This is a genomic window from Streptomyces sp. NPDC047081, assembly GCF_040643775.1.
Lineage (GTDB): Bacteria > Actinomycetota > Actinomycetes > Streptomycetales > Streptomycetaceae > Streptomyces.
Window position 1 is genome coordinate 44,936 of record NZ_JBEYUY010000015.1, and the last position, 13,011, is coordinate 57,946.

Consider the following 13,011-nt stretch of genomic DNA (forward strand, 5'->3'; position numbering starts at 1 on the left):
CGGCCGAATCGTGCTCTGCACCGGAATACCGGAGCGACCTGTGGTGCTCTGTTGTTACCGGTGCACGAGCGCGGTGAGGAGGCTGGTGGGCGTATGACGACAGCAGTCCAGGCGGACCCCGTGGTGAGCACGCCGTACGGAGCGGTACGCGGCCGGTACGAGCAGGGGATCGCGGTGTTCCGGGGCATCCCGTACGCCGCGCCCCCCTTCGGCCCCCGCCGCTTCCGGCCGCCCGTGCCGCCCGAGCCCTGGGACGGGGTGCGCGACGCCGGTTCCTTCGGGCCGACGCCGCCGAAACCGCCGTACTCCGAAGCCTTCGAGAAGTACCTGTCCGACCCGGTGATCCCCGGTGACGACTGCCTCAACCTGAACGTGTGGACGCCGGAGCCGGGCCCCGCGGCCCGGCTCCCGGTTCTCGTGTGGTTCCACGGCGGCGCCCTGACCCGGGGGTCCAGCGCCGTCCCCGTGTACGACGGATCGGCCTTCGCCCGCGACGGCGTGGTCCTCGTCTCGGTCAACTACCGCCTGGGCGTGGAGGGTTACGGCCTCTTCCCGGACGCCCCGGCCAACCCCGGCCTGCGTGACCAACTCGCCGCCCTGCGCTGGGTGCACGAGTCGATCCTGGCCTTCGGCGGCGACCCGGACCGCGTCACCCTGGCCGGCCAGTCGGCGGGGGCGATCAGCATCGGCGCCCTGCTCGCGGCCCCGCAGGCGCGGGGGCTGGTGCGGCGGGCGGTCCTGCAGAGCGGGCCGCCCGAGGCGTTCGAGCGGGACAAGGTACGGCGGATGGTGCGCCGTATGGCCACGCGGCTGAAGATCCCCGCCACCGCCGCGGCCTTCGCCGAGGTCGATCGCGAGCTGCTGCTGCGCACCCAGGCCGACGTCGGCCGGCTCAGCAGCCCGGTCCTCGGCGGTCCCTCCTTCGGCATCGTCGTCGACGGCGACCTCGTCCCGCGCGACCCGCTGGAGGCCCTCGTCGAGGGCGGCGCGGCCAAGGACGTCGACCTGATGCTCGGCTGGACCAGCGAGGAGTACCGCCTCTGGCTCGTCCCCGGCGGCCTCCTGGAACGTGTCGACCGCCTCGGCCCGGTCGCCCTCGCCGGCGCGATGGCCCGCTGCCACTGCGGCACCGAGGTACCCCGCGGCTACCGCGCCCTCCACCCGGAGGCCGGCACCGCCGAACTCGTCGGCCAGATGGTCACCGACCACCTCCTGCGCCTCCCGCTCCACCGCCTGGCCGACGCCCGAGCCGACACCTCGTACGTCTACGAGTTCGCCTGGCCCTCCACCCTCCCTGACCTGGGCTCCTGCCACGCCTTGGAACTCGGCTTCGTCTTCGACAGCGGCGACGCACCCGAGTCCCGCAAACTCGCCGGCGACGGCGCCCCGCGGGAACTGGCCGACGCGATGCACGGGGCGTGGGTGCGCTTCGCGACAGACGGCGATCCCGGCTGGCAGCGCTGGGACGAGACGCACCCCGTGCGGATCTTCGACGCGGGTGAGCCGCGCGTCGCGCACGGCCCGCGTGACGCGGAACTCGCCCTGTGGGCCGCGGACAGCGCCAAGCTCCCGGAGCCCGACCCGACGTCGATCCAGACCGCCGGCCCCCTCGCGCGCGGTGTCGAACTGCGGTCCGTGGTACGGCGGTTGCGCCTGCCGGGCTCGGTCCGCCGCGAGTAGCCACGGGCTCCCGACACACCTCCACCGCCGGCGATGACCAGCGCGGCTACTCCACCGCCGCCACCGAGTCCCGTACGACGACATGCGTGCCCAGCAGCAGATGCTCGTCCGGGGTCTGCGGGGTGCGTCCCAGCGCGGTGCGGACGGCGAGGCGGCCCAGTTCCTCGTACGGGACGTGGACCGTGGTGAGCGCGGGGTGGAGGTCGCGGGCGAACGGAATGTCGTCGTAACCGGCCAGCGAAACATCGCCCGGCACGTCCAGACCGGCCTCGTGCAGGGCGGTCAGCGCGCCCGCCGCGACCATGTCGGTGGCGGCGACGACGGCCGTGAACTCCAGCCCCGCGCCGAGCGCTTCACGCATCAGCCGGTGCCCGGAGTCGCGGGTGAAGTCGCCGTGCAGCACCAGGGCGGGGTCCGGTTCGAGCCCACGCGCCCGGTGCGCCGCGAGGTAACCGCGCTCACGCCCCTGCGCTGTGGTGTGGTCGGGTTTTCCGCCGAGGAACAGGACACGCCGGTGACCCTGCGCGAGGACGTGGGCGACCAGGGCGTAGGCGCCGCCCTCGTTGTCGTACTCGATGACCGTGACAGGTGCCCCGGGCCCGAGCGGCGGCCGCCCGCACAGCACCAGCCGGGAGCCGGCCGACGCGAGCGAGTCGGCCATACGGCGGGTCCGCTCGCGGTACTCGGCGGTGTCCGCGGCACCGCCCACGAGGATCACGGCGGCCGCCCGCTGGGCCCGCATCATCTCCACGAACTCCAGCTCGTGCCGGACGTCCCCCTCGGTACTGCACACCAGACACAGATGCCCGAGCCGAGTGGCCTCCCGCTCCACCCCGTGGGCCATGTGCGCGAAAGAGGGCCCGGTGATGTCCTCCAGCACGAAGGCGAGCGTGGGCGTCCCCACCCCCGCAACGGCCTTGGCCCGGGCATCGGCGACGTAATCCATCTCGCGCACGGCCCGCATGACGCGAGTACGGGTCGAGGCACTGACCGGATACACCCCACCCAGCACCCGCGAAACGGTCGACGCGGAAACCCCGGCCCGCGCAGCGACATCCCGAATGGTGCTACGACCAGCGACTTCGCTCTTCCGAGTCATCCAACCCCCGCCCGCGGACACCAGTGGAAAACCCCGGCAACCGGTTTCCAACGGGCGAGATTAGCGCCCCGTCAGGCGCGCGGGGAACTGCGCGAGCAACCAAACGAGACCCGCAGTCGCCATCCACCGAACCCCTACGGCGAAGAGGCGAACCCCTCACGCCCCGCCACTCAAAACCCCGGCGATCTCCGAGATCGCCCCCGGCCCCACCCGACAGCACCCCCCGATCAACCGAGCCCCACCGTCCCGCCACCCCACAACCTCATCCGCGGCAAAGGACGACCGCCCCCGCCAGGCCCGGGCCTCCGCGTCCCACGCCTCCCCACTGTTGGGATAGACGACAACGGGCTTCCCGGTGACCCGCGCGGCAACAGCAACAGCCCCATCCACGTCCTCGGGCGCACAACAGTTCACCCCCACCGCGATCACCTCGTCCACATCCGCGGCCAGAGCGAACGCCTCCTCCAGCGGCTGCCCCGCCCGCGTCCGATCCCCCGCGATGCTGTACGACAGCCAGACCGGCACCCCCACCCCCCGCACCGCCCGCAACAGCGCCGCGGCCTCGTCCACGTCCGGCACGGTCTCCAGCGCCAGCACGTCGGGCCCGGCCGCAGCCAGCACCTCCACCCGTGGCCGATGAAAAGCCTCCAGTTCGGCGACGCTCAGCCCGTACCGCCCCCGGTACTCGGACCCGTCCGCGAGCATCGCCCCGTACGGCCCCACCGACGCCGCCACCCACAACGGCCGCGTCACCCCACCCGCCTGCGCCCGCCGAGCCGCCTCACGGGCCGACTCCACGCTCAGCGACAGGAGTTCGGCCGCCCGATCGTGCCCCACGCCCCGCTTGGCGAAGCCCTCGAACGTGGCCTGATAGCTCGCGGTGATCGCCACGTCCGCGCCCGCCTCGAAGTACGCGAGGTGCGCCTCGGTGATCGCCTCGGGCGACTCCATGAGCAGCCGGGCCGACCACAGCTCGTCGCTCAGGTCGTGCCCGGCGGACGCGAGCTGGTTGGACATACCGCCGTCGAGCACGACGGTGCCGGCGGCGAGGGCCGCGGCGAGGGAGGAAGCGGTTCCCGAGGCGTTGCTGGTCATGACATGACGCTAATCGAAGCCGCGCCGAACGGCCGAGTGTGTCCAGTAAATGAACAGATCGCCCAGCATGTGGGACGCGAGGTTACGATCACGGCCATCCCCGTCTCCACCCATCCGCACAGGAACCACCATGACTGCCCCCAGCCCCACCGAGGCCCCCGCACCCGAGCCCGCCCAGGTCGACACCGCCGCTCCCCGCCGCCGCACCTTCGGCCTCGCCGCCGCCACCGCCCTGGTGATGGGCAACATCATCGGCGGCGGCATCTTCGCGCTGCCCGCCGCCGTCGCCCCCTACGGCACCGTCAGCCTGGTCGCCTTCGTCGTGCTGTCGGTCGCCGCCGTGCTGCTCGCCCTGCTCTTCGGCAAGCTCGCCCGCCGCAGCCCTGTCACCGGCGGCCTCTACGTCTACCCCCGCGACGCCTTCGGCCCCTTCGCGGGATTCCTGTCGGCATGGTCGTACTGGACGATGTGCTGGGTCAGCATCGCCGCGCTCGCCGTCGCGGTGGTCGGTTACGTCGACGTCCTGATCCCCCTGCACGGCAATCACGCCCTCGAAGGCCTCGTCGCCCTCGCCGCGCTGTGGCTGCCGGCCGCCGCGAACTTCGCCGGCACCCGCTGGGTCGGCGCGGTCCAACTGGTCTCCACCGTGCTGAAGTTCGTGCCGCTGCTCCTGGTCGCCACCATCGGCCTGTTCTTCGTCGACGCCGACAACTTCGGCCCGTTCAACGCCTCCGGCCAGAGCGCGCCCGGCGCGGTCGCCGCCGCGGCCGCCCTGCTCCTCTACAGCTTCCTCGGCGTGGAGTCGGCCGCGGTCAGCGCGGGCGAGGTGGAGGACCCGGAGCGCACCGTCGGCCGCGCGAGCGTCCTCGGCACGCTGGCCTCCGCCGTGGTGTACATCCTCGGCACGGTCGCCGTCTTCGGCCTGGTCCCGCACGACAGGCTGGTGAACTCCGGCGCGCCGTTCGCCGACGCCGTGAACGCGATCACCGGCGGCTCCTGGGGCGGCACCGCCATCGCGCTGGTCGCCGTCGCCTCGATCACCGGCTGCCTCAACGGCTGGATCCTCATGGCCGCGCAGATGCCGTACGCCGCCGCCCGCGACGGACTGTTCCCGAAACCCTTTTCCAAGGTCGGCAAGGGCGGGGTCCCCGCTTTCGGCGTCTGGGCGGTGGCCGTCCTCGGCAGCGTCCTCATCGCCCTCAACTACACGGCGGGCCCGGACACCACCTTCCGCGTCCTCGTCCTGATCACGACCTTCACCGGCTGCGTCCCCTACCTGCTGTCGGCCGCCGCCCAGCTGTACTGGCTGGTCCAGGGCACCCGTGAGCGGGTCCGCCCGGCCGGCCTGGCCCGCGACCTGACGGTCGCCGCGCTCTCCTTCGCCTTCTCCTTCTGGCTGATAGCGGGCGCCGGATACGCGGCCGTCTACCAGGGCGTGCTGTTCCTGTTCGCGGGGATCCCGGTGTACGTCTGGCTGCGGGGACGCCAGAAGGAGACGACGGCCTAGCCCTGCGCCGCGTGCCGTCCGCCTTTGCGCGGGCCGTCATCTCGCCCCCGCCGCACCGCCGGCACCACCAGCCCGATCAACAGCCCCACCGCGAGCACGTACGGCCACCAACCCAGGCCGCTGCTCGCGGTGTTGGCGGTGCGCGGGTCGGCCGCGGCGGGCGCATCGGATGCCGTACGAGGACGATCCGCCGCCGGTGAACTGCCCGCGGTCGTCGCCGTGAGGACGACGTCGTTCCCGTCGCCGCCCTTGTAACTGATCCGGTAGGCCGTGTCGGCGAGCTTCACCCGGGCGCCCTCCATCAGGCCCTCGAACGCGCCCGTCGTCTTCGCCCGGCCGGTGTGGTCGAGGACGGTGATCTCGCGGGCGGACGCGCTCCCCGCCGCCGCGAGGTCGAGTTCGCCGGCCAGCCGTACGGCCCCGCTCACCTTCAACGGCCGCTCTCGCAGCACCAGTTCACCGTCCGCGGTCTGCGCGTAGTCGCCGGACACCGTCACCCCGCCCGCGACCACACCCTCGTTGGTCACGGAACCCTTCACCGTGCCCTTGCCGCTCAGCCCGCCCGTCACCCGCAGCCCGGCCGTCCCCGTGTCCAGCCGCGACCCGGCCGAGGTGAGCCGAATCCCCTTGGTGCGCGCGAGAGTTGCCCCGCCGCGCAGGGCCAGCGTGCCCTTCCGCACCGTCGTGGTCCCGGTGTACGACACCGCGCTCCCCGTCAGCGTCGTCGTGGCGGCACCCGACTGGACGAGCGAGCCCGAGCCGCTGATCCGGGACAGGGACACGGCAGTTGTGGCGTTCTGGACGACCAGCGTGCCGTCGTTCACCACCCGGCGGCGCTCCGTCCCCGTCATCAGCGAGCCGTCGCCGCTCGCGCCCGATCCGAGCCCGAGCCGCAGCACCGCCCCCTTCTCCACGGTCGTCGAACCGTCGTAGTACTGCTTCGCCGCGAAGGTCACGTCGTTCCCCCGCGTCCCCGCGATCACCACGTCCCCGGCGCCGGGCGCGGCCAGCGTGTCGTGGTAGCGGCCGCCCCCGATCGGGGCGCCGAGGGTGACGGGGCCGTCGTAGTCGAAGGTCAGCTTCGAACGGCGGCCGCTCGCCTCGTGCAGGTTGACGTATACGGTTTCCTTCGTGCCCGGCATGAAGATCCTGTGCGTCGTGCCGTCGCCCCACTGCACGTCCGCGCCCTCGATGTTGGTGCCCCGCTTGTTCAACTGGTGCGGTATCGCACGCCAGTTGAGGTCCGGGTCGCTGAGCGAGGGGTTCGTGTCGCCGCCCCGGTCGCTGTAGCTGTACTGCCCGGTGAGTACGACCTTGCTGCCCGGCCGGGTGTGGACGTTGACGTCACTGCCGTACTCGCGCTGGTAGAAGTCCTGCCGCAGCGTGATCGTCTGGTACAGCGGGGTGTCGATGATCCAGGAGCCCTGGTTGAGGATCGCGCGCGCGTTCGGCAGCGCCACCGGGTACTCGGGGCGGCCGACCGCCATGCCGGTGCCGTTGCCGATGACGCCGGAGAAGGGGTGTGTGCCGGCCAGGTCGAGGGTGCCCCACATGTTGCGCGGCTGGGTGACCAGCCCGGAGCCGCTGATCGTGCCGATGTTGAAGGTGCGGGTGAGGGAGAGGCGCAGGGTGCCGTCGACCCGGACGTTGAGCTGGTTCAGCCGGTAGCCGGGGGTGTTGTACGGGAAGTGGCCGATCAGGCCGGTGCCGCCGCCCGCTCCGTACTGCAGCGTCGCCCCGCGCGCGACCGTGATCGCGGGCGGGTCAGGGTTGGTGACCGTGGTGTACGGGTGGTTGCCGCCCCGCGTCCGCACCACCTGCCGCTGCCGCGACCCGGGCAGCGTGAAGTCGCTGTCCCTGGTGAGGACCAGCGTGCCGCTCCCACGCACGGTGAGCGTGCCCTCGCCGCGAAAGACGCCGTCGTACGTCGTCGTCCCGGACGGCACCGTGACCACCGTGTCGCCGGTCAGCGTGACGTCCCGGCCGGCGAGGACGTCCGCGGTGACGTCCCGGGCGCCGGCCGCCGCCGCGGGGGAAGCGGTTACGAGCAGGGCGGCGACCGCCGCTAAGGCTCCGGCGGCCGCTGCTGTCTTGTGGGTTTGGGTGCGCACGCGAGTGGAGACGGGCGGGGCGCCGGTTGGATAACAGAAACTCCCGGACCAGAAAGCGCCTTCTTTTCTCACGCGCGACCCGTTGACCTCCTGGTTACCCAGCCTTACCTTTCGGCTGTTCGCAATTACAACAGATGTTCTCAATATCGAACATCGCTCTCAGGACCCCCCATCCGAGAGGCAGTGCGCATGAGCCGCGCCCCCGACATCCCCCATCGACGACTGCTGCTGAAAGGCGCCCTGGCCGCGGGCGCCCTGGCAGTCACCCCCACCCCAGCCGCCGCCGCGCCGAAAGCATCCCCGTTCGTGAACCCCCTCGTCCGGCAGCGTGCCGACCCCTACATCCACCGGCACGCCGACGGCCACTACTACTTCACCGCCACCGTCCCCGAGTACGACCGGATCGTCCTGCGCCGCTCCCGCACCCTGGGCGGCCTTGCCACGGCTGCCGAGTCGGTGATCTGGACCAAGCACGCCACCGGCGTCATGGGGGCGCACATCTGGGCGCCGGAGATCCACCGCGTCGGCGGCAAGTGGTACGTCTACTTCGCCTCCGCGCCCGCCGAGAGCGTCTGGGACATCCGCATCTGGGTGCTGGAGAACGCCAACGCCGATCCCTTCAAGGGGACTTGGGTGGAGAAGGGCCAGGTGAAGACCGCCTGGGAGACCTTCTCCCTGGACGCCACGACCTTCAGCCACCGCGGCACCCGCTACCTCGTCTGGGCCCAGCACGAGCCCGGCATGGACAACAACACCGCCCTGTGGCTCTCGAAGATGGCGAACCCGTGGACCCTGACGGGCCCTCAAGTCCGGCTGTCCACACCGGAGTACGACTGGGAGTGCGTCGGCTACAAGGTCAACGAGGGCCCGGCGGTCCTCGCCCGCAACGGCCGCCTCTTCCTGTCCTACTCGGCCTCGGCCACCGACCACCACTACTGCATGGGCCTGCTGACCGCCGACGCGGACGCCGACCTCATGGACCCGGCGAACTGGTCCAAGTCCCCGACGCCCGTCTTCACCAGTAACGACACCACCAAGCAGTACGGCCCCGGCCACAACTGCTTCACGGTCGCCGAGGACGGGCGCAGCGACGTCCTCGTCTACCACGCCCGCCAGTACAAGGACATCACCGGCGATCCCCTGAACGACCCCAACCGCCACACCCGGATCCAGAAACTCGGCTGGCACCGAAACGGCACCCCGGACTTCGGCATCCCCGTTGCCGACACGGCCACCGCCACGATGGCCGACTCCGCGAAGGAGAGTGCGTGAGATGAGACGTGCGTACGCGGTACTGCTGGCCCTCTGCCTGGGCCTGTTCGGCGCCCTCGCGACCGCGGGACCGGCCCAGGCGGCGGCCTACACCGTCACCAACGGCACCCAGTTCACCGACACTTCGGGCAACGCCGTGCACGCCCACGGCGGCGGGGTCATCAAGGTCGGCTCGTACTACTACTGGTTCGGTGAGGACCGCAACTCCGACAACACCTTCAAGTACGTCGACGCCTACCGCTCCACCGACCTGAAGAACTGGGAGTTCCGGAACCACGTCCTGACCCAGTCCTCGGCCTCCGAGCTGGGCACCGCCTACATCGAGCGCCCGAAAGTCATCTACAACGCTTCCACCGGCAAGTTCGTGATGTGGATGCACAAGGAGAACGGCGTCGACTACAGCGAGGCCCGCGCAGCCGTCGCCGTCTCCGACACCGTCGACGGGAACTACACCTACCAGGGCAGCTTCCGGCCGCTCGGCCAGTACATGTCCCGGGACCTCACGACCTACGTGGACACCGACGGAACCGCTTACATGGTCTCCGCCGCCAACGAGAACTACGACCTGCACATCTACAGGCTGACCTCCGACTACACGGCCATCGACAGCCTGGTCGCCAATCCCTGGGCGGGCGGCCACCGCGAGGCCCCGGCCCTCTTCAAGCGGGGCAGCGTGTACTTCATGCTGACCTCGGGCGCGACCGGCTGGAGCGCCAACCAGCAGCAGTACGCCACCGCCACCAGCCTCTCCGGACCCTGGACCTCGTGGACCAACGTCGGGGACTCCACGGCGTACAACTCCCAGACGGCGTACGTCCTCCCGATCACCGGCACCTCGGGCACCTCGTACCTCTACATGGGCGACCGCTGGGGCAACTCCTTCGGCGGCACGGTCAACGACTCCCGCTACGTCTGGCTGCCGCTGACCTTCCCGACCTCCACCTCCATGTCGATGTCCTGGTACCCCGAGGTCACCGTCGACACGGCCGCCGGCACGATCAGCGGCACCAGCGCCACGTACAACACCCTGATCTCGCGCAACAGCGGCAAGTGCGCGGACGTCCCGAGCCAGTCGCTGTGGCAGGGCGTCGCGATCAGCCAGTACACCTGCAACAGCGGCACCAACCAGAAGTGGTGGTTCAAGGACCTCGGAACCGGTTACTACGAGCTGATGGGCCGAGGCAGCTCGCTCTGCCTCCAGGAGAACGACACCAACGTCACCCAGGAGAACTGCACCGGCGCCACCACCCAGCAGTGGAGCCTGACCACCTCCGGCAGCTACGTCCTGGTCAAGGCCCGCACCACCGGCGAGTGCCTGGACGTGTCCGGCGCGTCCACCGCCAACTCCGCCGCGATCATCACCTACACCTGCAACGGCGGCACCAACCAGCAGTGGACACGCGGTAGTTGACCCCTGCGGTCTCCTGCTAACGGACCGGGTTCCAGCCGTCCGTGCCCGCCAGGTACTTCTGGGCCGTGTAGTTCGCGGCCTGGGAGTCGGTGAGCTGCGGGCGGTTGGAATTCACCGTGGCGCCCGCGCCGGTGTTCCTGTACTCGAAGAAGCGGGCGTTCTTCCAGGAGTAGCCGCTCATGTCCGTCCAGGGCCCGGCGACCTTCACGGCGGCGGGCAACGAGGTCTGCCTGATCACCAGTTGGCCGACCGCGTCCGAGGTCGGATGCCAGGGGCGGCCCAGGTAGTACGTGTTGGCCGCCGCCGAGCTGGTCACCGAACTGCCGGTGACGAGGATGCCGTAGGTCTTGGCCGAGCTGGTGTTGGGCGCCGACAGGAAGCCGTTGAGACCGCCCGCCGCGGCACCGGAGTTGCGCAGCTGGATGTTGACCCGGTCGTAGACGGCCGTGGCGTTGCCGAAGATGAAGTCCACGTCCCCGGAGATGAAGGACGAGTAGAAGTACTGCCGGTACTGCCCGGCCGAGGACGGCGACCAGTTCAGGACCGTGTCCTGGCGGCTGATGAAACGGTCGTTGGTGAACGTCTGCCGGTCGCCCTGCGCGGTGACCGCGACGGCCTGCGTGTCCGTGATGTCGGGGTGCGCCGCCTTGTCGAAGGTGTTCTGCACGGTGATCCCGCTGACGGTGAGACCGCTCGCCGAGAACGTGGCGACCGAACTCCCCAACGTCCCGTACTTGTTGCCGTTCGCGTCGGTGTAACCGGCCGCCCGGTCATAGGTGATGACGACGTCCTCGGCGTTGCCGGTGGCCCCCTGGATCGTCAACCCGGTCTTGCTCACGGGCACGTTGACGATCTCGTTGTACGTCCCTGTCCCGACGGAGACCGTGTCGCCGGCCGCAGCCGCGTTCACGGCGGCCTGCACGGTCGTGTACCGGCCCGAACCGTCCTTGGCGACGGTGATGACGGTGGCGGCCCGCGCCGGGGTCACCAGCGGCACCACGGCCAGCCCGAGGGCGGCCGCGGTGCCCGTCGCCACGGCCACGGCGAGGCGCTGGGAGGGGGAGCGGCGATGTGCGTTCGGTTCAGTCATGCCCTCTGGTCGCCGCTCCCCGTACGGAAGTTGCCGCCCCTAGGCCAGAAGGTCGATCGCGTCGATCGCCGTGCCCGCGCTCAGGAAGGAGGTCGTCCCCGAACCGCTCGCCACGTAGATCTTCAGCGTGTTGTAGGCGCTGGTGTCCGTCAGCCAGGCGGACGCCGGCACGCTGTAGCTGAACGTGTAGTTGTTGCCCCGGTAGGAGCCCACGGTCAGCGACCGGGTGCTCGGCTGGGTGGGCGGCGAGGGGACGGCCGAGGTCCAGGTGTCGTTGACGACGACCTGCGGCCGGCCGTTGGCGTAGGCCGTCGTCACGCCGATGCGCAGGGTGTGCGCGGCGGCGGCCTGGGCCGCGGTCAGCTTGAAGTACACGATGATCCCGCTGTTGACGTCCTTCCACAGATAGCAGGGGAAGGCGGAGGTCTCGGTGCCGCTGCCGACGACCACGTTCCCGGTCCAGGACGCGGCGCGCACGTCCGACGGATGCGCGTACGTCATCAGGTCCGCGTTCTTGAACCCGCTCGGCGAACCCGTCCAGTTGCCGATCCGCCAGATCGCGCTCGCGTTGCTCGGGTCGTTCGAAGACGGGATCGCGATCGTGTTGAGGGTGGTCGTACCGCCCGCCGTGACCGTCACCGAGCTTGTGTAGACCGCGAGTTCGTCCTTGAAGACGGTCAGCGTGTACGTCCCCGGCAGCACGCCCGGGATCGAGAAGTAACCGTCCGAGGCCCGGGCCGAACCCCAGTACTGCGCCGCCGAGCCCGCGAGCCCGACCGTGTACGGGTACGCCGTGTCCCGCCCGCTGATCCCGACCCCGGCGACCCGGCCCCGCCCGCTGGCGGCGACGTACCCCGAGATGCCGAGCGAATCCGCCCAGGAGGTACTGATGTTGGCGTGGTACAGCGAGGACGAGGGCGCCCCGCCGTCGGTGAAGGCGATGACGTACGGGCCCTGGAGTCCGAAGCGCTGGGACTCCGTCTGGTTCTCGCCGTAGTACAGGATCTCGTACAACCCGCCGCCGTCGGCGCTCTGGTGGCGCAGCAGGGAGCGGTAGAAGGGCCCGCCGGAGGCCTTCTCGTGGTTGGAGCGGACGACGTACAGGCCCACGCTCCCGGTGGTCCAGCCGATGTAGTCGTAGTCGATGACCCGCTTCTTCGAGTAGTGCTTGGAACGGGTCTGGCCGTCGGACTTCTCGAAGACGTCCGAGGCCTCGATGGTGGTCGGCGCGTAAGTGTAGGAATCGGGCTCGTCGTTGAGGAACAGGCCCGCCTTGACGCGCACGATGTAGCGGGTCGCGCTGACCGAGTCGTCGGCCTTGTTGGTCCACAGATAGACGTTGTTCTCGCCGCTGCGGGCCGCGTAGTAGTGCTTGAGCGTGCCGTACGTGACCGAGACCAGGATCGTCGATCCCGACTGACCGATCGTCACCGTCGAGGTTCCCAGGCCGGATTCGACGTGCGAGTTCTTGCCGCCGTAGCCCTGGTACTCCGTGCCTTTGTAGACGAGCGAGGTCAGGTCGCCGTTGGTCTTGCTGACCTTGAAGACGAGGCTCGCGCCGGTGTCGACGACGTAGTTGGAGCCGTCGTCGCTCCAGCCGAAGCCTGCCGCCGAGGCGGTGCCGGCCAGCGGACCGGCGAGGGCGGCGGTGCCGGCGGCGGCCGCGGTGCCGAGGACGAAGGTGCGGCGGCCGACCGGTCTGTTCGCGGATTCGGACATGGGGGTGCCTCCTTCTGAAGCCGTGGG

At 70.5% G+C, this 13,011-nt stretch carries 9 protein-coding genes; 4 read left to right on the top strand and 5 right to left on the bottom strand.

Translation table 11 applies throughout. The features are described 5' to 3' along the window. Positions 1-93: 93 nt before the first annotated feature. Positions 94-1,680, top strand: coding sequence for a carboxylesterase family protein (locus ABZ848_RS26985; RefSeq protein WP_360835950.1), 1,587 nt, complete (start codon positions 94-96; stop codon positions 1,678-1,680). Between the two features lie 46 nt (positions 1,681-1,726). Here the strand turns inward: ABZ848_RS26985 and ABZ848_RS26990 are convergent, their stop codons facing one another. After that, positions 1,727-2,779: a LacI family DNA-binding transcriptional regulator gene (locus tag ABZ848_RS26990; protein ID WP_360835952.1), complete on the bottom strand. Its 1,053-nt coding sequence runs from the start codon at positions 2,777-2,779 to the stop codon at positions 1,727-1,729. A gap of 156 nt (positions 2,780-2,935) precedes the next feature. Continuing rightward, positions 2,936-3,874 (bottom strand): homocysteine S-methyltransferase, encoded by a 939-nt coding sequence (mmuM, locus tag ABZ848_RS26995; protein WP_360835954.1) that lies wholly within the window; start codon positions 3,872-3,874, stop codon positions 2,936-2,938. A 130-nt stretch (positions 3,875-4,004) separates the two neighbouring features. On the opposite strand from mmuM, the gene ABZ848_RS27000 reads away from it, so the two are divergent. Then, positions 4,005-5,381 carry an amino acid permease gene (locus ABZ848_RS27000; protein ID WP_360835956.1) on the top strand — a complete coding sequence of 459 codons (1,377 nt, stop codon included), beginning with the start codon at positions 4,005-4,007 and terminating at the stop codon, positions 5,379-5,381. On the opposite strand, the gene ABZ848_RS27005 is transcribed toward ABZ848_RS27000, so the two are convergent. Beyond that, on the bottom strand, positions 5,378-7,492 hold the full coding sequence (locus ABZ848_RS27005; protein WP_360835958.1) for an autotransporter: 2,115 nt from the start codon (positions 7,490-7,492) through the stop codon (positions 5,378-5,380). The genes ABZ848_RS27000 and ABZ848_RS27005 overlap by 4 nt on opposite strands. Before the next feature lie 189 nt (positions 7,493-7,681). On the opposite strand from ABZ848_RS27005, the gene ABZ848_RS27010 reads away from it, so the two are divergent. Then, positions 7,682-8,764, top strand: a complete 1,083-nt coding sequence (locus tag ABZ848_RS27010; RefSeq protein ID WP_360835960.1) for a glycoside hydrolase family 43 protein — start codon at positions 7,682-7,684, stop codon at positions 8,762-8,764. 1 nt (position 8,765) lies between these two features. Then, complete coding sequence (locus tag ABZ848_RS27015; protein WP_360835961.1) at positions 8,766-10,175, top strand: RICIN domain-containing protein; 1,410 nt, start codon at positions 8,766-8,768, stop codon at positions 10,173-10,175. Between the two features lie 16 nt (positions 10,176-10,191). Here the strand turns inward: ABZ848_RS27015 and ABZ848_RS27020 are convergent, their stop codons facing one another. Further along, entirely contained in the window at positions 10,192-11,265 is a 1,074-nt protein-coding gene (locus tag ABZ848_RS27020) for a pectinesterase family protein (RefSeq protein WP_360835963.1), read from the bottom strand. A 39-nt stretch (positions 11,266-11,304) separates the two neighbouring features. Then, the gene (locus tag ABZ848_RS27025) at positions 11,305-12,984 is read right to left on the bottom strand and encodes a rhamnogalacturonan lyase B N-terminal domain-containing protein (protein WP_360835964.1); all 1,680 of its coding nucleotides are present in this window, start codon (positions 12,982-12,984) and stop codon (positions 11,305-11,307) included. Positions 12,985-13,011 lie beyond the last annotated feature (27 nt).

Coding starts and splice junctions, on each gene's coding strand:
- ABZ848_RS26985 (WP_360835950.1), top strand. CDS start 94: ATGACGACAGCAGTCCAGGCGGACCCCGTGGTGAGCACGCCGTACGGA.
- ABZ848_RS26990 (WP_360835952.1), bottom strand. CDS start 2,779: ATGACTCGGAAGAGCGAAGTCGCTGGTCGTAGCACCATTCGGGATGTC.
- mmuM (WP_360835954.1), bottom strand. CDS start 3,874: ATGACCAGCAACGCCTCGGGAACCGCTTCCTCCCTCGCCGCGGCCCTC.
- ABZ848_RS27000 (WP_360835956.1), top strand. CDS start 4,005: ATGACTGCCCCCAGCCCCACCGAGGCCCCCGCACCCGAGCCCGCCCAG.
- ABZ848_RS27010 (WP_360835960.1), top strand. CDS start 7,682: ATGAGCCGCGCCCCCGACATCCCCCATCGACGACTGCTGCTGAAAGGC.
- ABZ848_RS27015 (WP_360835961.1), top strand. CDS start 8,766: ATGAGACGTGCGTACGCGGTACTGCTGGCCCTCTGCCTGGGCCTGTTC.
- ABZ848_RS27020 (WP_360835963.1), bottom strand. CDS start 11,265: ATGACTGAACCGAACGCACATCGCCGCTCCCCCTCCCAGCGCCTCGCC.
- ABZ848_RS27025 (WP_360835964.1), bottom strand. CDS start 12,984: ATGTCCGAATCCGCGAACAGACCGGTCGGCCGCCGCACCTTCGTCCTC.